The organism is Ruminococcus sp. (genome assembly GCF_016287535.1).
In the GTDB taxonomy this organism is placed as follows: Bacteria; Bacillota; Clostridia; order Oscillospirales; family Ruminococcaceae; genus Ruminococcus.
Window position 1 is genome coordinate 1 of record NZ_JAEFAJ010000033.1, and the last position, 21,862, is coordinate 21,862.

The 21,862-nt window shown below is 46.7% G+C and carries 23 protein-coding genes and 1 rRNA gene; 15 read left to right on the forward strand and 9 right to left on the reverse strand.

The annotated features are described in order from the left end of the window. Positions 1-8 precede the first annotated feature (8 nt). Positions 9-125: ribosomal RNA gene (gene rrf / locus QZZ36_RS11080) — 5S ribosomal RNA — on the forward strand. 64 nt (positions 126-189) lie between these two features. After that, positions 190-1,758 (forward strand): DUF6056 family protein, encoded by a 1,569-nt coding sequence (locus QZZ36_RS11085; RefSeq protein WP_295081440.1) that lies wholly within the window; start codon positions 190-192, stop codon positions 1,756-1,758. Between the two features lie 146 nt (positions 1,759-1,904). Here QZZ36_RS11085 and QZZ36_RS11090 read toward each other — a convergent pair whose 3' ends face one another. From QZZ36_RS11090 to alr, 6 genes are all read right to left on the reverse strand, one after another. Beyond that, entirely contained in the window at positions 1,905-2,501 is a 597-nt protein-coding gene (locus QZZ36_RS11090; RefSeq protein WP_295081443.1) for a dipicolinate synthase subunit B, read from the reverse strand. Continuing rightward, the gene (locus QZZ36_RS11095) at positions 2,494-3,357 is read right to left on the reverse strand and encodes a dipicolinate synthase subunit DpsA (protein ID WP_295081445.1); all 864 of its coding nucleotides are present in this window, start codon (positions 3,355-3,357) and stop codon (positions 2,494-2,496) included. The genes QZZ36_RS11090 and QZZ36_RS11095 overlap by 8 nt, the downstream gene beginning before the upstream one ends. A 377-nt stretch (positions 3,358-3,734) precedes the next feature. Beyond that, on the reverse strand, positions 3,735-4,802 hold the full coding sequence (locus tag QZZ36_RS11100; RefSeq protein ID WP_295081447.1) for a branched-chain amino acid aminotransferase: 1,068 nt from the start codon (positions 4,800-4,802) through the stop codon (positions 3,735-3,737). A 34-nt stretch (positions 4,803-4,836) separates the two neighbouring features. Continuing rightward, positions 4,837-4,968, reverse strand: coding sequence for a hypothetical protein (locus tag QZZ36_RS11105; RefSeq protein WP_294752449.1), 132 nt, complete (start codon positions 4,966-4,968; stop codon positions 4,837-4,839). Between the two features lie 129 nt (positions 4,969-5,097). Further along, positions 5,098-5,712, reverse strand: a complete 615-nt coding sequence (locus tag QZZ36_RS11110) for a TIGR04100 family radical SAM protein (RefSeq protein WP_295081449.1) — start codon at positions 5,710-5,712, stop codon at positions 5,098-5,100. Positions 5,713-5,881: 169 nt separating this feature from the next. Continuing rightward, positions 5,882-7,018: an alanine racemase gene (alr, locus tag QZZ36_RS11115; RefSeq protein ID WP_295081452.1), complete on the reverse strand. Its 1,137-nt coding sequence runs from the start codon at positions 7,016-7,018 to the stop codon at positions 5,882-5,884. A gap of 128 nt (positions 7,019-7,146) precedes the next feature. Here alr and QZZ36_RS11120 point away from each other — a divergent pair, with 128 nt between their 5' ends. The 7 genes from QZZ36_RS11120 to QZZ36_RS11150 all read left to right on the forward strand — a co-directional run bounded on the left by QZZ36_RS11120 (position 7,147) and on the right by QZZ36_RS11150 (position 13,668). Further along, on the forward strand, positions 7,147-7,842 hold the full coding sequence (locus QZZ36_RS11120; protein ID WP_295081454.1) for an SLOG family protein: 696 nt from the start codon (positions 7,147-7,149) through the stop codon (positions 7,840-7,842). 84 nt (positions 7,843-7,926) lie between these two features. Further along, a complete protein-coding gene (locus tag QZZ36_RS11125) occupies positions 7,927-8,358 on the forward strand; it encodes a DUF3795 domain-containing protein (protein ID WP_295081456.1) in 432 nt (143 codons plus the stop codon). Between the two features lie 269 nt (positions 8,359-8,627). Then, a complete protein-coding gene (locus QZZ36_RS11130) occupies positions 8,628-9,494 on the forward strand; it encodes an LCP family protein (protein ID WP_295081459.1) in 867 nt (288 codons plus the stop codon). Further along, positions 9,491-10,258: a TatD family hydrolase gene (locus QZZ36_RS11135; protein WP_295081461.1), complete on the forward strand. Its 768-nt coding sequence runs from the start codon at positions 9,491-9,493 to the stop codon at positions 10,256-10,258. Before QZZ36_RS11130 ends, QZZ36_RS11135 begins: the two co-directional genes overlap by 4 nt. Positions 10,259-10,274: 16 nt before the next feature. Then, entirely contained in the window at positions 10,275-11,024 is a 750-nt protein-coding gene (locus tag QZZ36_RS11140; RefSeq protein ID WP_295081463.1) for a protein phosphatase 2C domain-containing protein, read from the forward strand. Positions 11,025-11,261: 237 nt separating this feature from the next. Continuing rightward, the gene (gene serC, locus QZZ36_RS11145; RefSeq protein ID WP_295081464.1) at positions 11,262-12,347 is read left to right on the forward strand and encodes a 3-phosphoserine/phosphohydroxythreonine transaminase; all 1,086 of its coding nucleotides are present in this window, start codon (positions 11,262-11,264) and stop codon (positions 12,345-12,347) included. Positions 12,348-12,507: 160 nt separating this feature from the next. Continuing rightward, positions 12,508-13,668 (forward strand): phosphoglycerate dehydrogenase, encoded by a 1,161-nt coding sequence (locus QZZ36_RS11150; protein WP_295081465.1) that lies wholly within the window; start codon positions 12,508-12,510, stop codon positions 13,666-13,668. Between the two features lie 247 nt (positions 13,669-13,915). Here QZZ36_RS11150 and QZZ36_RS11155 read toward each other — a convergent pair whose 3' ends face one another. Next, positions 13,916-14,644: a hypothetical protein gene (locus QZZ36_RS11155; RefSeq protein ID WP_295081467.1), complete on the reverse strand. Its 729-nt coding sequence runs from the start codon at positions 14,642-14,644 to the stop codon at positions 13,916-13,918. After that, the gene (locus tag QZZ36_RS11160; protein ID WP_295081469.1) at positions 14,644-16,239 is read right to left on the reverse strand and encodes an MBL fold metallo-hydrolase; all 1,596 of its coding nucleotides are present in this window, start codon (positions 16,237-16,239) and stop codon (positions 14,644-14,646) included. The genes QZZ36_RS11155 and QZZ36_RS11160 overlap by 1 nt, the downstream gene beginning before the upstream one ends. Before the next feature lie 515 nt (positions 16,240-16,754). Here QZZ36_RS11160 and QZZ36_RS11165 point away from each other — a divergent pair. The 5 genes from QZZ36_RS11165 to QZZ36_RS11185 all read left to right on the forward strand — a co-directional run bounded on the left by QZZ36_RS11165 (position 16,755) and on the right by QZZ36_RS11185 (position 19,879). Continuing rightward, positions 16,755-17,204, forward strand: coding sequence for a hypothetical protein (locus QZZ36_RS11165; protein WP_295081471.1), 450 nt, complete (start codon positions 16,755-16,757; stop codon positions 17,202-17,204). Between the two features lie 11 nt (positions 17,205-17,215). After that, positions 17,216-17,434 carry a helix-turn-helix transcriptional regulator gene (locus tag QZZ36_RS11170; RefSeq protein ID WP_295081473.1) on the forward strand — a complete coding sequence of 73 codons (219 nt, stop codon included), beginning with the start codon at positions 17,216-17,218 and terminating at the stop codon, positions 17,432-17,434. 192 nt (positions 17,435-17,626) lie between these two features. Next, complete coding sequence (locus tag QZZ36_RS11175) at positions 17,627-18,397, forward strand: hypothetical protein (RefSeq protein WP_295081475.1); 771 nt, start codon at positions 17,627-17,629, stop codon at positions 18,395-18,397. Between the two features lie 132 nt (positions 18,398-18,529). After that, a complete protein-coding gene (locus QZZ36_RS11180) occupies positions 18,530-19,162 on the forward strand; it encodes a hypothetical protein (protein WP_295081478.1) in 633 nt (210 codons plus the stop codon). A gap of 18 nt (positions 19,163-19,180) precedes the next feature. Next, positions 19,181-19,879 carry a hypothetical protein gene (locus QZZ36_RS11185; RefSeq protein WP_295081480.1) on the forward strand — a complete coding sequence of 233 codons (699 nt, stop codon included), beginning with the start codon at positions 19,181-19,183 and terminating at the stop codon, positions 19,877-19,879. A 61-nt stretch (positions 19,880-19,940) separates the two neighbouring features. Here QZZ36_RS11185 and QZZ36_RS11190 read toward each other — a convergent pair whose 3' ends face one another. After that, a complete protein-coding gene (locus QZZ36_RS11190; RefSeq protein WP_295081482.1) occupies positions 19,941-20,171 on the reverse strand; it encodes an HPr family phosphocarrier protein in 231 nt (76 codons plus the stop codon). 262 nt (positions 20,172-20,433) lie between these two features. Here QZZ36_RS11190 and mtaB point away from each other — a divergent pair, with 262 nt between their 5' ends. Beyond that, a complete protein-coding gene (gene mtaB / locus QZZ36_RS11195) occupies positions 20,434-21,744 on the forward strand; it encodes a tRNA (N(6)-L-threonylcarbamoyladenosine(37)-C(2))-methylthiotransferase MtaB (protein ID WP_295081484.1) in 1,311 nt (436 codons plus the stop codon). Positions 21,745-21,862: the final 118 nt, after the last annotated feature.

The following is a 21,862-nucleotide window of genomic DNA, read 5'->3' on the forward strand; positions in this document are numbered from 1 at the left end:
TCATTTTAGTCGGTGCTTATGGCAATGAGGTCACACCCGTTCCCATTCCGAACACGGAAGTTAAGCTCATTCGCGTTGACGATACTTGGCTGGTGACGGCCTGGGAAACTAAATCAGTGCCGACATTGTTAGGGCTCCATTAGTATTCTAATGGAGCCTTTTTGATTTAAATAAAGAGGTGATATGTCTATGAAGAAACATGATCTGCTGCAGAAAAAAGCTCTTATATTTCCGATAATATTCGTGGTTTATATTATCGTTCACTGCTTATGTCTTATTAAAACATCAGACGATCTCATGTGGGATAATATTGATTCCGTATCGCAGATGCTGCTGCATCACAATCCGAATGGAAGATATTTTACGAATATACTGACTTATTTCATATGCAATTCTCCTGTTCTGTGCTTTGTGGTCTATACTTTCTTCATGGGAGCTTTTTTGTTCCTTATCGCCGGTCTTTTTAAGGCTGAACTGAAACATAAATGGGTCGCTTTTTTATTTGCGGGTTCAGTTTTATTATTTTCACCCAGATATTTTTATGTTCATATATACAACTGGATATCGGGATTTACAAATTATCTTATCTCTTTGGTCTTTTTACTGATATACATAAGATACTGCTTACCGTTGTTTGAAAAAAAGCCTGTGCGTTCAAAGTGGGGCAGCGCGTTGATATTTCTGCTTATCGGCTTTGTCGGAGCATTGTGTATCGAAAACATTACGGTATATAATCTGTTATTCGGTATTTTTATTATTCTGTTCGTCTATTTTACTCAGAAAAAGTTTTATCTCCCGAATATCGCCTATCTGATCGGTACTATAGCCGGTACGATCGTGATGATGTCCGACAGCAACTACAAGCATATTCTTGAGGAAGGCGATGATATCGCTTTCAGAAGCTTTGAATTATCTCTGTCGGATATCTATATGAATATTTACCGCGACGTTATAGTAAACTTTTCCAGACCATATTTTTTCCTTCATATTATAATAACCTGCTGTATCGCTTTTATTTTTGCAAAAAAGTATGGAAAAGCTGACAAGCGCCCGAAATATGCTGCAGCTTCATTGTTTATTATGATAATCTACACTGTTTTTGTCTTTGTTGTAGATAACGGTGAAGATATCGCAGTGCTTTCAAGTGCGTACCGCAGCAGGGCTCTTGAAGCGGCGCTTACGGTTTTGTATATATGCGTTCTGATATATATGGTATGCAGTTTATTTGAGGGCGGCAAACGTGTAAGGGCGGTTATTTATCTGCTGAGTACGATATTTGTTACTGCTCCATTTCTCGTGGTTAATGCCATAACAGGCCGCTGCTTTTTTGCTTCGTTTATATTCTGGTGCCTGTTTACCTGTGAGGTATCTGTGCCTGTACTGAACAGTATTAAGGTAATGGATACCGGTCTGGTAAAAAAGTGTTCCGCCGTACTGCTCGTTTCGGTTTTGGGAGTGAACCTCTTTGTTGATGTAACCAATAAGGTGGTCGATATCATCAGGATAAACTATATTCATGAGCAGCTTGCGGATGACAGGAACAGGCAGGTCAAGCTGATATACCTTCCCTATCAGAAGAACTGCTTTGATCCTATAAAGCTGTTCGAGGAAAATGATCTGTATCTTAACAAGGACGGGAAAAAGTATTCATATACCGAATTGTACTGCATAAATAATGATATCGATCAGAAGATATTCGATAAACAGCTCATGTTTATTGAAATGCTGGATTATTCCATATCAAAAGAAGAATTCTGAATCAGTAAGCCTTCATAATAAGTGTGGTACTTATATATGAGCTTTATATGGAATTATCGGGGGAAACCTTTCTGAAGAAAGGTTATCCTCAATAGCTCATGTAGAGCCTTCTACATAAGTACCACATTTAGGTTATGCGGGCTTTTTCATGGCTTGGTATGATATATAATCGGACGAAGCTGTATCCCTTTCAGTGCGGCTTCAACAGCGTCGGGGATCAAAGAGAATTCCGCCACAAGGGACGCAGGTTTATTGATACAGTCGTCCTGAAGCATAGGAACAAAGTAATAGTTCTTTCTGTTGAAAAGTTCTCCGATATTTTTGGCTGAGCCCAGAAGGGAGTCGTTTGAGGCAAGGGCAAGTACGACGGGCTTTCCGCGCCTGAGATGGGATTTCACAGCCATAGTGACAGGCGTATCGGTAATGGAGGAAGCAAGCTTTGCAGCGGTATTTGAAGTACACGGGGCAACTACCATTATATCCGTAAGCTCTTTGGGGCCTATGGTCTCGGCTTCGGTTATGGAAGTGATCACATTTTTACCTGTTATGCTTTCGAGCTTGCTGATATTATCCTCAGCTGTGCCAAAGCGGGTATCGGTACCGGAAGCGTTTCCTGACATTATCGGCAGCAGCTCCGCTCCATTCTGTATAAGCAGCTCCGCCTGCTCAAAGCACTGACTGAAGGTGCAGAATGAGCCTGTCATGGCAAAGCCTATCCTGAGTCCTTTCAGTATCTCACTCAATGGCTTCACCTCTTTCTTCAAGCTTTGAAATCACAGTTTCCGCTATTATCTCTCCTGCTGTGACCGGAGCGGTCTTGCCGGGGAGTCCCAGTGCCCATATCACTTTCAGACCAAGGCTGAGTGCGGCTTCAAAGTCTATACCACCGGGTTTGGAGGCAAGGTCGATGAAAAGTGTATTATTTGAAAATTCAGCCAGTTTATCGTGGTCCAGAACGAGCTGGGGAACGGTATTGAATACAAGTCCGTAGTCACCGCCGAGGCGCTTTGTGGGAACAGCCTTTATACCGTGCAGTTTTGCTTTTGCTGCTCCGCGGCTGTTATGGACTGCGCCGGTGATATCCGCGCCGAAGCCCTGAAGTATCCTTACAATAGCTGTACCTATCCTGCCCATGCCGACTATAAGGACTTTCAGTCCGTTCAGTGTGACGGGAAGTTCTTCGAGCGCAAGCTGTACAGCTCCCTCTGCCGTAGGAACGGCGTTTTTAATATTCAGTTCTTCACTGAGCATATAGTCATATATCTCAAAGCCCTGAAAGGCTTCTTTAAGCTCTGCATTCACTTTTCCGGCGAAGACCGTACTGTTATCGGCAATCAGAGAGCTCACGAGCTCCGCCGTCAGTTTTTCACTGCTGCACGGAGTATAGATATTTCCGTCGTCGCTGAACGGCAGTACCGGCAGCAGGGCGCAGTCATAGTATTTATGTGCGCTGATATCGGCTGCGGCAAGTCCGGTATGGTCTGCGAGGTTTTCGCTGTCAAAGCCTAAAAGCCCTATCTCAAAATCGCGGGACAGCCTTTCTGCGCAGTATAACTGCCGCATATCGCCGCCTGCGATAAGTATCCTGTGTTTATCCATGTTGTACTCCTGTCCGCCTTTTACGGCATAGAATGATTATCTCTAATCACATTATTATATGAAAAGGCAGGAAGAAATGACAATACAGCCGTCAGCCTGCAGGGGTATTATGATTTAGTTTAGAGTTGAGAATTGAGAGTTGACAGTTGTGGTGTATCGCCTGCGGCGATATAATTTAAATAATATGAGCGCAGCGAACTCATTAACTCTTAACTCTCCACTCTCAATTCTCCACTAAATCAAAATTTAGCAAAGCTAAATTTTGATTTATATTAGCTGTACTGTCAATAGAAAAGCCATAGTACCTCTGACTTCAGATCAGAAATACTATGGCTTAAAATTTCTATATCTGCTCCGCACTTACGGAAGCGCCTTTATTATTCAACGGGAACGATCCAGTTGAATGTATCCTCGATCTTGCCCCACTGGATACCTGTCATTGTATCATAGAGCATCTGTGAGATCTTGCCGATCTTGTTGCCGTTGATCTCCATAACCTTGTCGTTCCACTTGAGGTGACCGACAGGTGAGATAACAGCAGCAGTACCTGTACCGAATACCTCGTCAAGCTTGCCAGCGTCGTAAGCGTCAGCGATCTCCTGTATATCTATACGTCTTTCCTCAACTGTGAGGCCCTTGCTCTTGCATACCTCAATAGCGGACTTTCTTGTGATACCGGGGAGGATAGAGCCCTGAAGCATAGGAGTTACAACCTTGCCATCAATAACGAAGAAGATGTTCATAGCGCCTACTTCCTCTATGTACTTCTGCTCAACACCGTCGAGCCAGAGAACCTGTGAGTAGTTCTGCTTGTGAGCCTCGTCCTGTCCGATAAGAGAAGCAGCGTAGTTGCCGCCTGTCTTTGCGAAGCCCATACCGCCTCTTACAGCGCGGACATACTTGCTCTCAACGTAGATGTTTACAGGGTTGAGACCGCTCTCGTAGTAAGCGCCAGAGGGTGAGAGAATGATTATGAAGAGGTACTGAGCGCCGGGCTTAACGCCGAGGAATGGATCAACAGCGATAATGAACGGACGGATATAGAGTGACTCGCCTTCCTTTGAAGGAACCCAGTCCTTTTCGATCTTGAGGAGTTCAAGGAGACACTTCATTGCGAGATCTTCGGGAAGCTCCGGGATAACGAGTCTTTCGTTTGACTTGTTGAGTCTCTTGAAGTTTTCCTGAGGACGGAAGAGCTGTACCTTGCCGTCAGCAGTTCTGTAAGCCTTTAAGCCCTCGAATACTTCCTGACCGTAGTGGAGACACATAGCTGCAGGAGAGAGCTCGATAGGAGCGTAGGGCTTGATCTCAGGATCATGCCAGCCCTGTCCCTCATCGTAGGGCATAACGAGCATATAGTCTGTAAAGATGTGACCGAAACCGAGCTTGTCGCCGGGCTGTGGCTTAGCTTTAAGGCTTGCTGCCTTTGTGAATTTGATTTCCATATTATTCAACCTTCTTTTTAATATTATTGACCTGTTAATCCGTGACCGAGAAATAATTCTTCTCGTAAATTCGCTTGCAGACAAAAACAGTCACCGCAGCCGCTGTAAGAGCAAGAACTGAAGTGGATATAGAAGCTGCAAGGATTATCTTACCTTTTTTACTCATAGAAATTACTCCTTATCTCAGATTAGAGAAATCCTTCAATAAATAATTATATCATATTTAAGTATGTTTTTCCATAGTATAACTGCATAAATACTGCACAAAATGGAATGTTGAAATATATGCAGTTTATCAGTCGTCAAAGGTCCTGACGCGGAGGTGAGCGCCCAGCTTTTCAGCGAGCTGACGTGAAGCTTCTATCTGTTCCTGCGGGATAACGTCAACGACTGACATTATAACCTCGGCTTTGCCAGCCTTTACGCAGTCCTTTGTGAACTTTTGCAGAGCCTCGAAAGCGTTATCGAAACGCGGACGGGTTACAGCGTTATAGTCCTCTTCTGTTGGGGCGTTGAGGCTTATAGAGACTGTATCCAGTTCATAGCAGAGCTCCTTTGCTATGCTTCTGCCGTGGATAAGATCTCCGAGACCGTTTGTATTGATACGGAGCCTTGGGCAGTTCTCCCTGCTGCGGAGATAGGCGGCGGTTTCGAGAACGGCGTCAAGGCGCTCTGTGGGCTCGCCGTAGCCGCAGAAAACTATCTCGCGGTACTTTTTGAGATTACGTTTGCGCAGGTCTGCGATTATTTCCTCCATTGAGGGCTCATGCTCCAGCCACAGGGGGTCGGAGCCGTAAGCGCCGTCGGCGTGGTTGCGTATGCAGAAGGTGCAGGCGCAGGGACATTTATTTGTCAGGTTGAGGTAGAGGTTATCGCCCACCTCATACGAAATAGTCATTGCTTTTGTCATATTTATCCTCCTTCGGTAAATCATATTTTTGCGGAGCAAAAATATGATTTAGTTTAGAGTTGAGAATTTAGAGTTGACAGTTGTGGTGTATCGCCTGCGGCGATATAATTTAAATAATATGAGCGCAGCGAACTCATTAACTCTTAACTCTCCACTCTCAATTCTCAACTCAATCAATATAGATACGGGGTACGCGCTTGGAGATACCGCATACCACCTCGTAGCCGATAGTACCGTATACCTGTGCGAGATCGTCGGCGGTGATACGGTCGTTTCCGTCTGTGCCGATAAGTATTACTATATCTCCCGATTTAGCTTCGGGAACATGGGATACATCTATCATGAGCTGATCCATGCAGACCCTGCCCACTATCTTGCACCTCTTGCCGCGGACGAGTATCTCACCCTTTGAACTGAGCAGACGTGAATATCCGTCAGCATATCCTATAGTTACTGTAGCGATACGCATTTCGCGGTCAGCTACAAAAGTTCTTCCGTAACTTATGCAGTCCCCCGGCTTGACGGTCTTTACATGGGATATAACGGCTTTAAGCTCCATAAGAGGTTCGAGCTCCGCAGGTATATCAAGACTTACATCGGGGTGCAGACCATAGAGTATTATGCCGGCTCTTGAAAGAGTGCTTCTCGGACTGTTCCTGTAGCATGTAGCGGCACTGTTCATGAAGTGCAGATGTTTCAGCTTTATGCCTCTGCTAACAAGCACATCGTAAGTGTCTGTTATGAACTTTTCCTGCCTGTCGGTATATTCTATATTGTCGGGAGAGTCGCTGTCCGCAACGGCAAAATGTGTATAAATGCCCTCAACGGAGAGCTTTTCTATCTTCATCATAGACTCGATCTCATCGGCGCACTCTTCGGGAGTATCATGCTTGAGACCTATCCTGCCCATACCTGTGTCTATTTTTATATGACAGCGGATGGGCTCGGCACTGTTCTTTACGAGCTCAAGCGCATACTCTGTGGAAACTACGCCCTGTATGATATTGTACATGGCTATCTCATGGGCGTATTCCGGAGGAGTATAACCGAGAATGAGTATTTCGGATCCGGGCGCGAATTTCCTTACGGCAATGGCTTCGTCAAGATTTGATACCGCGAAATACTTTATCCCGCACTGCTCGGCGAGACAGCGGACGATGTGCTCGTCGCCGTGGCCGTAAGCGTCAGCCTTTACCACAGCCATTATTTCGGTTCCCGGAGAGTTTAGCCCCCTTATGACCTCAACATTTTTTCTTAGCTTAGGGAGCGAGACCTCAGCCCATGCTCGTTTCAGATACGGCTTCATTCCGTTATCCTTCCTTTCTGTTATATGCAAAATTAAAATTTAATTACAAGTCCAAAAACGTCTTGAAATAAAATATGATGTATGTTATAATTTTAATGTATGATATTTTCGGGGAAGCGAGGTGTACTATGCTTTTCTCACTTGATTCGGGCGTTCCTGTACTTCCGGCAGACGATGCGGAGATAGACTCCGCCGGCACGGTATGCTTTACCGGACATCGTGAAAACAGCGTCATACCGTACAGGAAAGATCCGATTTACCGCAATATCACTCTGCGCACCGTTCAGCTCATGCTGTTCAGGTACATAGACATGGCTGTTGAGAGCGGCTACAGAAGCTTTATCAGCGGACTTGCCGTCGGCACCGATCTCTGGGCGGCGAAGTATGTCCTTGCGAAAAAGATTTCTGACAGCAGCATACGCCTTATAGGCGTTATGCCTTTCCTGCGCCATGCAGAGCGCTTTACATCCCAGTACAAGGATATCCTTGCAGATGTGGAACGCGGTGCTGACCTGCTTCTTGCGACCAATACCGATCCGCAAGCTGTGTACGGAAAGAGCGGCGAAAACGCTTCACCGGAGCTTTACAAGGTACGCAACTATTTCATGGCGGATCATGCGTCAGCGGTCATCTCATACTTTAATGAAGGCTCGTTCAAATCAGGAACATATCAGACGCTGAACTATGCAGTCCGCAAGGGACTGAAGATACGCCGTTTCGGTCTTGAAGACGTGTATGCGCTCATTGACGAATGCGGACCTGATATAGAGATCATACGCCGCAAGCTGGTATTTATGGACAACGTCTTTGAAGAGCCTTATTAATTATAGCACACTCTTTTATATAAATCAACAATCGGATAAGCATATCTGAATTAAAAATTTTTGAAGCGTAAAGGCAGTGAGGCTGTGAAATGGTATATCGACAAGCTGAAGGAGCTTGAAAAGACAGAGCCTGTTTATTCAGTGTGCGGCGACGACTGTGCGGTATGTCCGAGGTACGTTGCGGAAACCGAGGAAGAACTCAGGGAGACTGCTGAGTTCTGGTACAAGGTCGGCTGGCGTGACAGGATAGTTTCAACAGATGAGATCAGCTGCAGCGGCTGCGGAAGCAATGCTTCATGCGCTTTCGGACTGCTTCCGTGTGCACGAGAACACAGGGTCGCAGCCTGCGCGGAATGTGACAGCTTCAAGTGCGGCAGGATACACGAAATGCTCGAAAATTCGGCGAAAAGTCAGGAAGCCTGCAGGGCTGCCTGCGATACCGGAGAGGAGTTTATGATGATATACCGGTCTTTCTGGGAGAAGGAAAAGAACCTTAAAAAAATGCTCCTCGAATGAACACCTGTTCTTTTTCAACAGGCTGTTGAATTGTGTGTTTAAACATCAATTGGCAATTCATTTATGTTGAAAATGTGGAAAACTCTGTGGATAACCGTAACTTCGCCTTTAATTTTTAAACCTTGCAAATGGAAAAAAATTTTTATTCATTTCACGGCGGATATTTTCCGGCGGGTGTTATACGATGAGTTTATATCACTGAGATTATGATAAAAATCAAAAGAAAGACAAAAAAATGACGATCAAAAAATATGAAAGGAGCCGCAAAAATGGCTAAAAAAACAGGACACGTTGCAGTACCTTTTCTGCTCACTATCTTCATAGGACTTCTGATCCTCGGAGGCGGCGCGATGTTTGCCTGGAATTACTGGGGACTCGGAAAAAGCAATGAACCCACAGCTCCCGTGCCGAGAAAGGTGGGAGTAGTTTCCGAAGAAGACAATCACACATTGCTCCTTGTTCTTGAACCTCAGGAGTACTGTCCGCCCACATTCGTGCTTGTACGTTCCATGCCCATAAAGAAGCAGCTGGTATTTATCGGTATCCCTTCAAATACTATCGCTATCGCAAACGGCGGTCAGGCAAGCCTTATCGACAGCTATAATACAGGCGGTGCGGAATCGGCGGCAAAATTCGTGGAATCAGTATTCGGTGAGAAGATCGACAAGTACGCGCAGTTCAACGGTGACGCATTCAAGAGCGCCTGCGATATCTTCGGCGGCGTATCCTATCCTGTGAACGCTGATATCGCCGGCTTCAAGAACGACGGCAGCAATCAGTACCTCAACAGCGATCAGGCGCTTACATTCGTTACATATACCATGTTCAAGGACGGAGAGAGCGAGCGTGCGTTCACTGCTTCATCGCTCATCTCATCAATGGTGAATCAGGCGGACGGACAGAATATCGCCGGCAACCTTGACCTCAGCTTCAATACTGTAATAAACAAGCTCCAGACGAATATCACCTCCGTTGACTTCAAGGAACACAAGAACGCTATAAAATTCATGTTTGAACACGGCAACTCCATAGCTGTGACCATCACAGTGGACGGTGTTATATCAGGCAGCGATTTCATCATAAGCGAAAGCTTCATCAAGAGCATACAGGAAAAGTATTTCGGCGATAAGAAATGACAGGGATATTTGATACACACGCACATTACGCCGACAGCGCATTTGACGCTGACAGGGAGCAGGTGCTGAATGAGCTCCCGGACAAAGGCGTGAAGCTTGTCATGCTGGCGGCTTCGGGGCTTGATGATTCAGCTGAGAATATGCGGCTTGCACAGAAGTACGATTATATCTACGCAGCGGCAGGTGTTCACCCCGAAAGCATTGATGAAACTCCTGCGGACTATCTTGACAGGCTCCGTGAGATGACAGCTTCCGGGCCGAAAATAAAAGCGGTAGGCGAGATAGGTCTCGATTATCACTATGAGGGCTATGACCGTGATGCGCAGATACGCTTTTTCCGTGAGCAGCTTGAGCTTGCGGCAGAGCTTGATATGCCGGTGATAGTCCACAGCAGGGACGCGACCGAGGATACTGTGGATATTCTCAGGGAGTACCGTCCACGGGGCGTGGTACACTGCTTCAGCGGCTCTGCCGAAACGGCAAGGGAGATACTGAAGCTGGGAATGTATATCGGTTTTACAGGTGTGCTAACATTCAGAAACGCGAAGAAAGCGCTTAAAGCTCTTGAAGCTGTTCCTGCGGACAGACTTCTCATGGAGACCGACTGCCCGTATATGGCGCCGGAGCCCTTCAGAGGAAAGCGCAGCGACAGCTCCATGATAGCGTATACTGCTGCGAAGGCAGCTGAGATAAAGGGAATGCCGACGCAGGAGCTCATAGATATCACCTGTAAAAACGGAATGAAAATGTATGGCATAGAATAAAGAGAGGAGGAGAGAAATGTATTACTGCTGCGGAGTGACGGAAAAGGGCATAATGCCCCATAATGAGGACGCACTGCTCATAAACGGCAGCGTGATAGATTCAGGCTCCTCCGAACTGACTGCTGAGGCTCCGTTTTTAGCGGCTGTCTCCGACGGCGTATCCGGTGAGCGCTCAGGAGAGCTCGCTTCAAGAATGTGCCTTGAAATGCTCCGTGACAAGGGCTTTTCCGATATCTCCGACCTTGAATCGGACCTTATGGCGGTTCATCGCGGACTTGCGGAGTACAGTGAATCAGACCCGGAAATGCACAATATGCAGGCTACTGTGTGCGGAGTCGCAGTTGACGCTGATAACAGGATATTCACGTTCAACGTGGGGGATTCACGGCTGTACCGTTTCCGCGGAGGACGTATAAAGCAGATATCCCGTGACCAGTCACTCGTTCAGCTCCTCATAGATGAGGGAGCTATAACTACAGAGGAGCGCAGGACCCATGTACACAGGAATATAATCTTCCCGGTGCTTGGCAATGTTAAGTCAGCTCCGCAGATCGACATAACGGAACTGGCGGGGGGCATGGAATACGGCGACCTTCTTCTGCTGTGTACGGACGGTCTCTCGGACTATGTTTCCGTGCTCGATATCGAAGAGATACTGGAAATGCCTAAGAGCATGAAGACACGTCTCCACCTCCTTGTTGACAAGGCTCTCGAAAGCGGCAGCAAGGATAATATAACAGTTATAGCTATAGTATATACCGAATAAAACTGCACGCGGATAAGGCTGTGCAGTTTTTTTGCAGATATGGACGGAGCTTTAAAAACAGCGGAATATGTAACTATTAGCACAGAGATATCTTCTTTTTTTGCACCTTTTGCCAAAAAATTAACGAACTATAAAAAAATCGCTTTTTGATATTGACTTATCCTGATTAAAGGAGTATAATTTATATTGTATTGCAAATACTACTTATTTAACATATCAATCTGGAGGTTTTTTAACATGAGCAGAGTTTATAACTTCAGCGCAGGTCCTGCAGTTCTTCCCGAAGAAGTTCTCAGGGAATGTGCAGAGGAAATGATGGATTACAAGGGATGCGGTATGTCCGTAATGGAGATGTCCCACCGTTCAAAGGTATATGATGAGATCATCAAGGACGCAGAGAAGGATCTCCGCGACCTTATGAATATCCCCGATAACTATAAAGTAATTTTCGTACAGGGCGGCGCTTCACTGGTATTCGCAGGTGTTCCTATGAACCTTATGAAGAAGGGCAAGGCTGCTTACATCATCACTGGTCAGTGGGCAAAGAAGGCTGCTCAGGAAGCTGAGAAGTACGGCGAGGTAGTAAGGGTGGCTTCATCTGCTGACAAGACCTTCTCCTATATCCCGGACTGCTCAGATCTTGATATCCCCGACGATGTGGATTATGTATATATATGCGAGAACAATACTATCTACGGTACAAAGTTCTGGGAGCTCCCCAACACAAAGGGTCACGAGCTCGTTGCTGACGTAAGCTCATGCTTCCTCTCAGAGCCTGTTGACGTTACAAAGTACGGCGTTATCTACGGCGGCGTTCAGAAGAACGTTGGTCCTTCAGGCGTACAGATCATAATTGTCCGTGAGGACCTCATCGCTGACGGTCCCGCACTCAAGTGTACTCCTACAATGATGGACTGGAAGATACAGGCTGACAACGAGTCACTTTACAATACTCCTCCCTGCTACGGCATCTACGTATGCGGCAAGGTATTCAAGTGGATAAAGAAAATGGGCGGCCTTGAGGCTATGAAGAAGCACAACGAGAAGAAGGCAAAGATCCTTTACGATTTCCTTGACAGCAGCAAGATGTTCAAGGGCACTGTTGAGAAGAAGGACCGCTCACTCATGAATGTTCCCTTCATCACAGGCAATGAGGAGCTGGACAAGAAGTTCGTTGCCGAGTCAAAGGCAGCAGGCTTCGAGAACCTCAAGGGTCACAGAACAGTAGGCGGCATGAGAGCTTCCATCTACAACGCAATGCCTATCGAGGGCGTTGAAAAGCTCGTAGCATTCATGAAGAAGTTCGAGGAAGAAAACTCATAATTTTTCAAATTCGGAATGCAGAATTAGGAATTAAAGGTATCGCCTGCGGCGGTATATCTGAAATAAGCTGTAAGTTGATTTATAATTTGTACGCGCAAGCGTACACATCAATTCCGAATTGATTTCAAGCTCTAATAAATAAGGAAAGAGGTTTACTGAAATGTACAAGATACAGACTTTAAATAAGATCTCAGATATCGGAACAGACATATTTGACAAGAGCAAGTACTCAGTATCCGAGGACTGCGCCAATCCGGACGCTATAATGGTACGTTCCGCAAAAATGCATGATATGCAGTTCGGCGACAACCTTCTTGCTATCGCACGTGCAGGTGCAGGCGTGAACAATATCCCCGTTGAGCGCTGCGCTCAGGAGGGTATCTGCGTATTCAACACTCCCGGCGCTAACTCAAACGCTGTTAAGGAGCTTGCTATTTGCGCACTTCTCCTTTCTTCAAGAAAGATAGTTGAGGCAGCTTCATGGGCAGCTTCACTCAAGGGCACACCCGACGCTCCCAAGACAGTTGAGGGCGGCAAGTCAAAGTTCGCAGGTCCTGAGATCGCAGGCAAGACCCTCGGTATCATCGGTCTCGGCGCTATCGGCGGAAAGATCGCAAACGCTGCCGAGTTACTGGGCATGAAGGTCATCGGTTACGACCCGTACCTTTCTGTAGGCGCTGCGCTTCACCTTGAGCCGTCTGTAAAGATCGTTACAAACATAAACGAGATATATGAGAACAGTGATTATATCACTATACATATGCCTTACACTCCTCAGACAAAGAACACTATCGACGCTGAGCAGATTGCTATGATGAAGGACGGCGTTCGTCTCATCAACCTCGCGAGAGGAGAGCTCATCAACAGCGAGGCAGTAGTAAAGGCTATCGCTGACGGCAAGGTAGCTAAGTACGTTACAGACTTTGCTGACGATGTTGTACTTGGCGTTGACGATGTTATCGTTCTTCCTCACCTTGGCGCTTCAACTCCGGAGAGCGAGGACAACTGTGCGGTTATGGCTGCTGAGGAGCTTATCGAGTACCTCGAAAACGGAAATATCAAGAACAGTGTAAATCTTCCCAACGCTTCAATGAACGCAGTTGGCACAAAGGTATGCATTATCCACAAGAATGTTCCCACGACAATTGCTTCCATCACATCAGTAGTGGGCAATGAGGGAATCAATATCGAGAATATGGTAAACGCTTCCAAGAAGGATTTCGCTTACACAATGCTCGATGTTACAGGCGATGTACCTCCTGCGGTTGAAGGCAAGATAAACGCAGTTGACGGCGTTATCAGAGTAAGAGTTATCAAGTAAAAAAGCAGAGCCCGATTTTTAGACGGGTACGTATACAGAAGTTTTGCCCCGAAGCACTGTTGAGCGCTTCGGGGCAATGTTTTTTTGTGAGTAGTAAGTATTTAGTTGAGAGTTGATAGTGGAGAGTGGAGAGTTAATGAGTTCGCTGCGCTCATATTATTTAAATTATATCGCCGCAGGCGATACACCACAACTGTCAACTCTCAATTCTCAACTCTGAACTAAATCATAATTTTGCTTCGCAAAATCACATATTCCTGCTGTCGGTATAGCGTTTGTTTGAGCTGAGCAGCAGTGCCGAAAGGAGCATATATGACTTTGTAGCCGCAACGAACCTGTAAATATCAGGATCTTCTGACATATATATCTTCAGCAGGAAGCGCGAGACTACAAGCACAAAGCCAAAAGCCACCAGCAGACGGCTCTGTGATATCGTGAAGCCTGTTACTATCATCCATATCATCAGGACAAAGAAAACGACTACAAGAAAAGACGCAAACAGCTCCATAACCATTATCCCGCAGAGAAAACGGTCTTTTTCGTGTATGATATGACGGTAATTCCTGAGATCAAGCATGATCTGGGAAAATTCCGCTATTATTCCCACTACCGGAAACGGAATGAGCAGTCCGGCTTTTTTTCTGAATGCGAATGCGATGATGAAAAGCGCAAACGTCAGAGGAATGAACAGATCATAGATAAGCGAGTTGAAGGCTATAACAGCAGGCGAAGGCTGGATCATTCCGAGCAGGCTGCTGTATTTCATGAACATTTCCGTATCAATATCCGAAAAGCGGACGATACCGCATACAGCGCATATCATCGTGTATACGCAGGACAGTACGAGGAAAACATAAAATAATATGTAACCCGTAAGCTTGTATTTCCTGCGGTCAGCGCCTTTTATTTCTTCGCATACCGGACATTTTTCCGCATTTTCATCTATTCTGCTCCCGCATTTGGGACAGATACGCATTACAGTTTCCAATCGTCACAGAGCTTGTGGATAGCCTCTGTGAGCTGGCGCATATCCGCATTCGTTCTGCCGTCCGAGTCCTTGATAAGAGCGGCAAGGCGGTCCGAAGCGGCGATAAGGTCGCTGTAGGCGATATTGAAGTTTGCTGTATTCTTCCTCTTGGGTATCGGTATGGGCTCGGCGTCTACAGTTATCTCATTTTCCGCGATATCGAACTCCGCACCGCTGAATGGTACATACACATCAACGCCAAGTTCGTCCCGGAGACGCTGCGCAAAGCTCTCGGAGGAGCTTGCCTCGCCGTGGTTGACGAAGAAGCGCTGAACGCCTGATACAGCTCTTGCCCAGTCCATGAGACCGTTCACATCGGCATGACCACTGATACCGGGAAGCTGGGTTATCCTTGCCGCCACCTTGACTGTCTCGCCGAAGAGCTTTACCCGCTTGGCGCCGTCAACAAGGGCTCTGCCGAGGGTATTTCCTGCCTGATAGCCGACGAAGAGTATGGTATTCTCCTTTTTCCAGAGATTGTGTTTGAGGTGGTGCTTGATACGGCCTGCCTCGCACATACCGCTTGCGGAGAGTATGACCTTGGGGCGCGTATCCTCGTTGATAGCGCGTGAATCATCGCTGCTGACAGTTCGGATAAGGTCGTCGAAGCTTATAGGATTTATGCCGCGGCGGACGAAGGAAAGGGCTTCCTCGTCATAGCAGCTCTCACGGTTGCTTATGAATATATCCGTAGCCTCGTTGGCGAGGGGGCTGTCCACATAGACAGGGAAGCCGTCGTGATTCCTGACAAGTCCCTCGGATTTGATATGGCGTATGAAATAGAGTATCTCCTGAGTTCTGCCCACTGCGAATGAAGGTATGATAACGCTGCCTCCCCGGTCAAATGTCTCCTGGAGGACTTTTGCGAGGGAAGAGGTATAGTCCGTGGGAAGGTCATGGATACGGTTTCCGTATGTGGACTCTATCATAACGTAGTCGGCTGACGCGATATACTGAGGATCACGTATCAGGGGCTGGAGAGAATTGCCGATATCGCCGGAAAAAGCGATAGTTTTCGTGACTCCGTCCTCGGTGAGAGTAAGGAGTATGCTTGAGGAGCCGAGAAGGTGTCCGGCGTCGCGGAACAGCACCTTTATACCCTCGGATATCTCGAATTCTGTGTCATAGCGGTGAGGTACAAAGAGCTCGATAGCGCCGATAGCGTCGTCCATTGTATAGAGGGGCTCGTAGTCGGGCTCGCCTCGTCTTGCAGCCTTACGGCTTCTCCATTCCGCTTCAAATTCCTGAATGTGAGCGCTGTCACGGAGCATAACGGAGCAGAGATTGGAGGTTGCCTCGGTAGCGTGTATCTCGCCCTGAAAACCGCCGGAATACAGCAGCGGAAGGAGACCGGAGTGGTCTATATGCGCGTGGGTGAGGAGAACAAAGTCGATATTTGACGGTGAAACAGGTATCTGGACGTTCTCGAAGATATCCTCACCCTGCTGCATACCGAAGTCCACAAGGAACCTCTTGCCGCAGGCTTCTATATAGGTACAGCTGCCCGTGACTTCATGGGTAGCGCCGATAAAAGTCATTTTCATTGTATTTCCTCCTTTTGTAAATCATAATTTAACGCCGCAGGCGTTAAATTCAATTCGGAATTCGTAATTCGGAATGCGGAATTGAATGTGTCGGCTTATGCCGACATATTAAAAAAATATTTTGATCCTGTTCGCCGAATGGCGAACACCTTTAATTCCGAATCCCTAATTCCGAATTCCGCATTGTAAATCAAAATTTTGCGGAGCAAAATTTTGATTTATCTTATTTATATTATATCACATTTCATGGCGATTGTCTATAATAAAACTGTGAAAATTGACTGAAATCTGAATTTCTCTGTTACTGGTTTAATGATAAACGATAAATATTTATCGTAACAAATATACAACAAACTGTGGGATAAAACAGCTGATTTATGTTTAAACATACAATATTTAATGATAAACATTAAAAAACTATTGACAAACATTAATCAGAGTGGTATTATATATTCACAGAAACGGAGCAACTCTATGCTCTGAAAATGAACGAATACTTTTAAGGAGAGGTTAAAATGAATAAAACAAATGTAGAAGCCATAATAAAGAGAAGCAGCTTTGTAATAATGGTATTATCGCTTCTGGCAGCGGCTTTCTGTTTAGTGTCCGGGATCGAAATGGAAAAGATCCAGTCGGGAAATCTTAGTAATTATATTTTAGGATTAAGGCTGAGCTGCTTTATCTATGTCGCGGTATTTGCAGCAGCTGCGGTGATCTTTTTCAGGATATTCCGGAGCGGCAGGCCTTTTACACGGGGCAATGTATGGGCGGTAAGAGGTATTGCTGGTCTTTTTGTCGTGAAAATCATAATACAGGTGATACTTGAAGGGCAAGAGCTCGGACTTTTAAAGGCTTTCTTATTCAGAGGCAGTCAGTCGGTCTTTTTTGCTGCTCTGTTTCTTGTCATTGCTGAGATAATACGCTACGGAAAGCTTCTCCAGACCGAGTCCGACGAGACACTGTGAGGTGAGCGGATATGTCGATAATCCTTAGACTTGACCGCGTAATGGCGGACAGAAAGATAAGCCTTAATGAGCTGAGCGAAAGGGTCGGTGTGAGCAACGTCAATCTGTCAAAGCTCAAAACAGGCAAGGTCAGCGCCATACGCTTTTCAACCCTCAATGCGATATGCAGGGTTTTAAGCTGCCAGCCGGGTGATATACTCGAATTCATAGACGACGGCAGCGAAGAGTGAGCCGTTTTTCTGCCGGTTTTTCGGGACTGCTTTAAGCGGTCCCTGTTTTTTTACGCAGGGAAGCCGATATGTTGTGTCAAGCGGTAATTATGACAAAAAATAAGATAAAAATTTGTAAGAAACGATAATTGATACTTAACTCCGAATGTGATATAATTCACTTGTGAATATTCTTTTAACGGGGGCGAGGCAATGAGAGCAGGAATAATCGACAGCACAAGAAAGGCTAAATACTGGGAAAAAGTTCTCGGCAGGAGCTTTGAGTGCAAGGTCGTTACCGACGTGAACAAGCTTCCGGAATGTGATATAATCATCGTTTCCGACGCGTACTGCAGCGGCTCCATCGCCACGGTCATCGAGAATATCCGCGCTTCCGCAAAGCTTTGCAATACTCCCGCTGCGGCGGTCACTTCAGAGGGAAGCTGCGAGAATCAGGAGATACTTATGGCTCTCGGCTTCGATGATGTGATAAGGCTCCCGATATGCAATGAGCTTATGATGCGCAGAGCGAAAGCGCTTGCGACAGTAGTCCCGAACAACGATATCCACAGGTCTGTGACCATAGACAGCCTTCTGAAGCTGAAAGACGGCGAATCAGGAGCCTACTGCGTCCGTTCCGTGGATTTTACGAATATATTCCGTTTTGTCCTCAGATCTCTTGAACGCTCTCAGAAGGATACGCAGATGCTCGTATTCAGCCTAAGCGCTCACAAAAGGAGTTCCGCCGACAAATGGGAACAGGTAATGAATATTCTTTCCGAAGAGGTGCGGAAGTGCCTGAGAAGGGGAGATATATCATCAGTCTGCAGCAATGACAGGATACTTGCGCTTCTGATAGGAGCTGATGACGAAGGCGGACACCTTGTGGCTGAGCGCGTTGTGAACAGCTTTTACAGCGAGTGCGACGATGATTCGTTCAGGCTGACTTATGACGTAAGAGAAGTACGTGCTTTAGGGCATTGAACATTATTTCCTCAGATAACAGCAGATCCTGAGAGCCTTTTGTGTTCTCAGGATTTTTGCTGTTTTGTAACTTGCTATTTTTGTGAATTTGCAGTATAATGTAGGTACAAGAGCTGTGTCAGGAGGGAAAGCATGAAAGAGATCAGATTTTTCGCCGCGTTACCGGCAGCTGCGCTGCTGGCATTAACGATGCTCTGCGGCTGCGGCGATCACAATGAGAACTACAGTGAGAAGCCGGCAAAAGAAACTGTCACCACTGACGACGGGATAACCGAGTGGACTACCAAGGCTCCCTTTGAGGCTGCAACTACCGCAAAAGCTTCAAAGACCGAAAAAAACACAACAACTGCTTCCGCAGCGTCAAAGAAGAATACGACTTCAAGAACCACAACGACCAAAAAGAACAGGAAAACTACAACTTCCGCAGCAAATGCAAAAACTACAACTACCACGACCATTTTCGACAACGGCGACGGTTCATATGTTGAGTATCATTTCCGCACCCGCAGGCTCCTGAATGAGCATTTCGAGAAGCACGGTCCGGAATTTGAGGACGATTTTGACTACAGGACGCCTGCTGATTACGAAAAGGGTGCCAGCGACGTCATAAACAATTCCGAAGCACTGCACAAGACCGAAGCTGAGGACGGCGACGGAGTGTACTACATAGAAGCTACCAACGAGTTCGTAATATTGTCCACTGACGGCTATATAAGGACGTATTTCCGTCCGAACGGAGGTAAGAGCTACTATGACAGGCAATGATACGACGGAGGTAATGATATGAAAAGACTGGCTGTAGCGGCGGCTGTGACAGCTGCTGCGGTATTTCTCACCTGCGGCTGTGCAAGCAGTAAGAAGAACAGCAAAAAGAAATCCTATCCCGAAAGACCCACTGAGTGGTCTGTGGAGCAGCGTTCTGTTGAGGAGGTCACACCTCTGAGCGGCGAGGAAAAGGCTTTTATCAAGCGTGATCCGGAAAATGATGACGTTGTAAGGATAATACAGGGCGTTCTCGGCGATTCTGCCGTAAACAGCGAAAAGGACGCGCTTGACCTCATAGCTTCGTACTCGCGGGAGATGGGCTTAGGCGACGTGTACAGCGAGCTGCAGTTCACCGGCACGACGGACTACGGCGACAGGCTTGATTACAGGTTCGACCAGTATTACGGCGATATGCGGGTTTACAGCAGCTTTGTGGAGCTTACTGTGGACAAGAACTCCGGAAACAGACCGATAATTATAAACAGTACATATACCGATATGTGGGGCTTCAGTGTGAAGCCGAGGGTCAGCTCTGCCGCTGCGTTAAAGTGCGCGGCTGACAATTACAAGGTCGCGAAGGGCACAGTTCCCGTGCTGACTATTTACAGCGGTCCTGTCCTTGCGTGGATAGTGCCTGTTTCTGACAGCAGGGTAAGTGAGGTATATATCGACGCGAACAACGGAGATACCATTCATAAGGATATGAAGGTATCCTGACGGATAAAAAACAAAAGGGATACATTCCTTGCGGAACATATCCCTTTTGTTATGATTCTATTTACTTCGCAATGAAACGGTCGATCTCCTTGAGGAATTTATCAGCGTCATCTGTGTGTGCATCAAGCTCGATGGGCTTGGAGAGGTCGAGGCTGAAAATACCCATGATAGACTTTGCGTCTACCGCATATCTGCCGGAAACGAGGTCGATATCGAAGTCATACTTCATAACGATATTGACGAAATCCTTTACGTCATTGATTGCCTGAAGATTAACAGTTGTTTTAGTCATACTTTACCTCCTGTTTTCAGATGTCTGTGTTTTTTCTTGTTTATTTCTTTTTTTTGCGGCCTTTTCCCTAACCGCACATATATAATAGCACGTAAATTCCGCTGTGTCAATGGATTTGTCAAATTTTCGTCAAATTCGTATAATTGATTGAAATGGTAAAGAACTTTTTTATTCATAGCGATAGTGCATAAAAATATAAATTGAAAATTGTGCATATTTCATATAGCGTTATATGTATTATCTATAAGATAAAGGGTGTTTTATGTATAAGATATGTTTTGTGACCTTCGGCTGCAAGGTGAATCATTATGAGACAGAGTGCATGAGGTCGATGTTCCGCGATGCGGGATATGTGATAACAGATAAAGCTGTTTCAGCAGACGCGGTCGTTATCAATTCATGTACGGTCACTTCTTCCGGTGACAGCCGTGCGCTTGCGGCGCTGAGAAAGCTGCGTTCAGCCATGCCTGAGGCTGTGATAGCCCTTACCGGCTGCTATCCGCAGGCTAACCGCGGTGAGGCGGAAAAGCTCGGTGAAGCCGATATAATAACAGGTACCAAGGACAGGTCGGCAATAGTAAGAATGGTAACGGAATGCCTTGCGGAGCGCAGGCGTATAGTTGATATAAAGGCTTACAGCTCCGGAGACATATTCGAGCCGCTGAAGTGTAAGCAGTTCGACAGCAATACCCGTGCCTTCGTGAAGATACAGGACGGCTGCGACCAGTTCTGCTCCTACTGCATGATACCGTTTGCGAGGGGACGCTGCCGCTCGAAGCCCCTGCCCCTGCTTTACGAGGAGACAAGAGCCATAGCTGCCGGGGGAGTGAAGGAGATAGTCCTCTCCGGCATAAACCTTGCGTTCTACGGCAGGGAATGGGGAAGAGACCTTGCCGACGCCGTGGAGATGTGCGCCAACACAAAGGGTATAGAAAGAATACGCCTCGGTTCCCTTGAGCCGGAGCTCATGTCCGGAGAGCTGCTCAGACGGCTGAGAGCGCTGCCGCAATTCTGCCCCCAGTTCCACCTGTCGCTGCAGAGCGGCTGCGAGAAGACCCTCAGGGCTATGAACAGGAAGTATACCGCCGCGGAGTACCTTGCCCTCACGGAGCATATCAGAGGCATATTCCCGGAATGTTCCTTCACTACGGACGTAATGGTGGGCTTCCCTCAGGAGACGGACGAGGACCACAGGGAGTCCGTGGATTTCGTCAGGAAGATAGGCTTTTCGAGGGTACACGTATTCAGGTATTCACGCAGGAAAGGCACAAGAGCGGCTGACATGGAGGGACAGGTCCCGGAGAACATCAAGTCTGAGCGCTGGCAGGAAATGACAGCTGCCGCCGAGAGGGACCGTGAGCGTTACCTCAGGTATATGGTTGGGAAGACGGTGCCGGTGCTCTTCGAGCGTGAAAATTCTACAGAATTTCATCACGGATATGCACCTGATTATACATTAGTAAAGATTTCACGGAAAAATCCCGAAAAAAGTTTGCGTAATCAGATAAGAAGTGTTATAATAGAAGGGTATGGTCAGGACTGCTGCTTCGGCAGCGAGGTCGCTGACACTTAAATGCGGAATTCGGAATTCGGGATCAGGAATTATTGTATCGGCTTCGCCGATATGATCGGAAATGTGGCTTTTTAAATCTGTCACCGTAAGGCAGCACCTCAATTCCTGATTCCTGATT

Coding starts and splice junctions, on each gene's coding strand:
- QZZ36_RS11150 (WP_295081465.1), top strand. CDS start 12,508: ATGTACAAGATACAGACTTTAAATAAGATCTCAGATATCGGAACAGAC.
- QZZ36_RS11155 (WP_295081467.1), bottom strand. CDS start 14,644: ATGCGTATCTGTCCCAAATGCGGGAGCAGAATAGATGAAAATGCGGAA.
- QZZ36_RS11130 (WP_295081459.1), top strand. CDS start 8,628: ATGGCTAAAAAAACAGGACACGTTGCAGTACCTTTTCTGCTCACTATC.
- QZZ36_RS11170 (WP_295081473.1), top strand. CDS start 17,216: ATGTCGATAATCCTTAGACTTGACCGCGTAATGGCGGACAGAAAGATA.
- QZZ36_RS11190 (WP_295081482.1), bottom strand. CDS start 20,171: ATGACTAAAACAACTGTTAATCTTCAGGCAATCAATGACGTAAAGGAT.
- QZZ36_RS11180 (WP_295081478.1), top strand. CDS start 18,530: ATGAAAGAGATCAGATTTTTCGCCGCGTTACCGGCAGCTGCGCTGCTG.
- QZZ36_RS11120 (WP_295081454.1), top strand. CDS start 7,147: ATGCTTTTCTCACTTGATTCGGGCGTTCCTGTACTTCCGGCAGACGAT.
- QZZ36_RS11085 (WP_295081440.1), top strand. CDS start 190: ATGAAGAAACATGATCTGCTGCAGAAAAAAGCTCTTATATTTCCGATA.
- QZZ36_RS11100 (WP_295081447.1), bottom strand. CDS start 4,802: ATGGAAATCAAATTCACAAAGGCAGCAAGCCTTAAAGCTAAGCCACAG.
- QZZ36_RS11165 (WP_295081471.1), top strand. CDS start 16,755: ATGAATAAAACAAATGTAGAAGCCATAATAAAGAGAAGCAGCTTTGTA.
- QZZ36_RS11175 (WP_295081475.1), top strand. CDS start 17,627: ATGAGAGCAGGAATAATCGACAGCACAAGAAAGGCTAAATACTGGGAA.
- QZZ36_RS11140 (WP_295081463.1), top strand. CDS start 10,275: ATGTATTACTGCTGCGGAGTGACGGAAAAGGGCATAATGCCCCATAAT.
- QZZ36_RS11095 (WP_295081445.1), bottom strand. CDS start 3,357: ATGGATAAACACAGGATACTTATCGCAGGCGGCGATATGCGGCAGTTA.
- QZZ36_RS11185 (WP_295081480.1), top strand. CDS start 19,181: ATGAAAAGACTGGCTGTAGCGGCGGCTGTGACAGCTGCTGCGGTATTT.
- mtaB (WP_295081484.1), top strand. CDS start 20,434: ATGTATAAGATATGTTTTGTGACCTTCGGCTGCAAGGTGAATCATTAT.
- alr (WP_295081452.1), bottom strand. CDS start 7,018: ATGAAGCCGTATCTGAAACGAGCATGGGCTGAGGTCTCGCTCCCTAAG.
- QZZ36_RS11135 (WP_295081461.1), top strand. CDS start 9,491: ATGACAGGGATATTTGATACACACGCACATTACGCCGACAGCGCATTT.
- serC (WP_295081464.1), top strand. CDS start 11,262: ATGAGCAGAGTTTATAACTTCAGCGCAGGTCCTGCAGTTCTTCCCGAA.
- QZZ36_RS11110 (WP_295081449.1), bottom strand. CDS start 5,712: ATGACAAAAGCAATGACTATTTCGTATGAGGTGGGCGATAACCTCTAC.
- QZZ36_RS11160 (WP_295081469.1), bottom strand. CDS start 16,239: ATGAAAATGACTTTTATCGGCGCTACCCATGAAGTCACGGGCAGCTGT.
- QZZ36_RS11105 (WP_294752449.1), bottom strand. CDS start 4,968: ATGAGTAAAAAAGGTAAGATAATCCTTGCAGCTTCTATATCCACTTCA.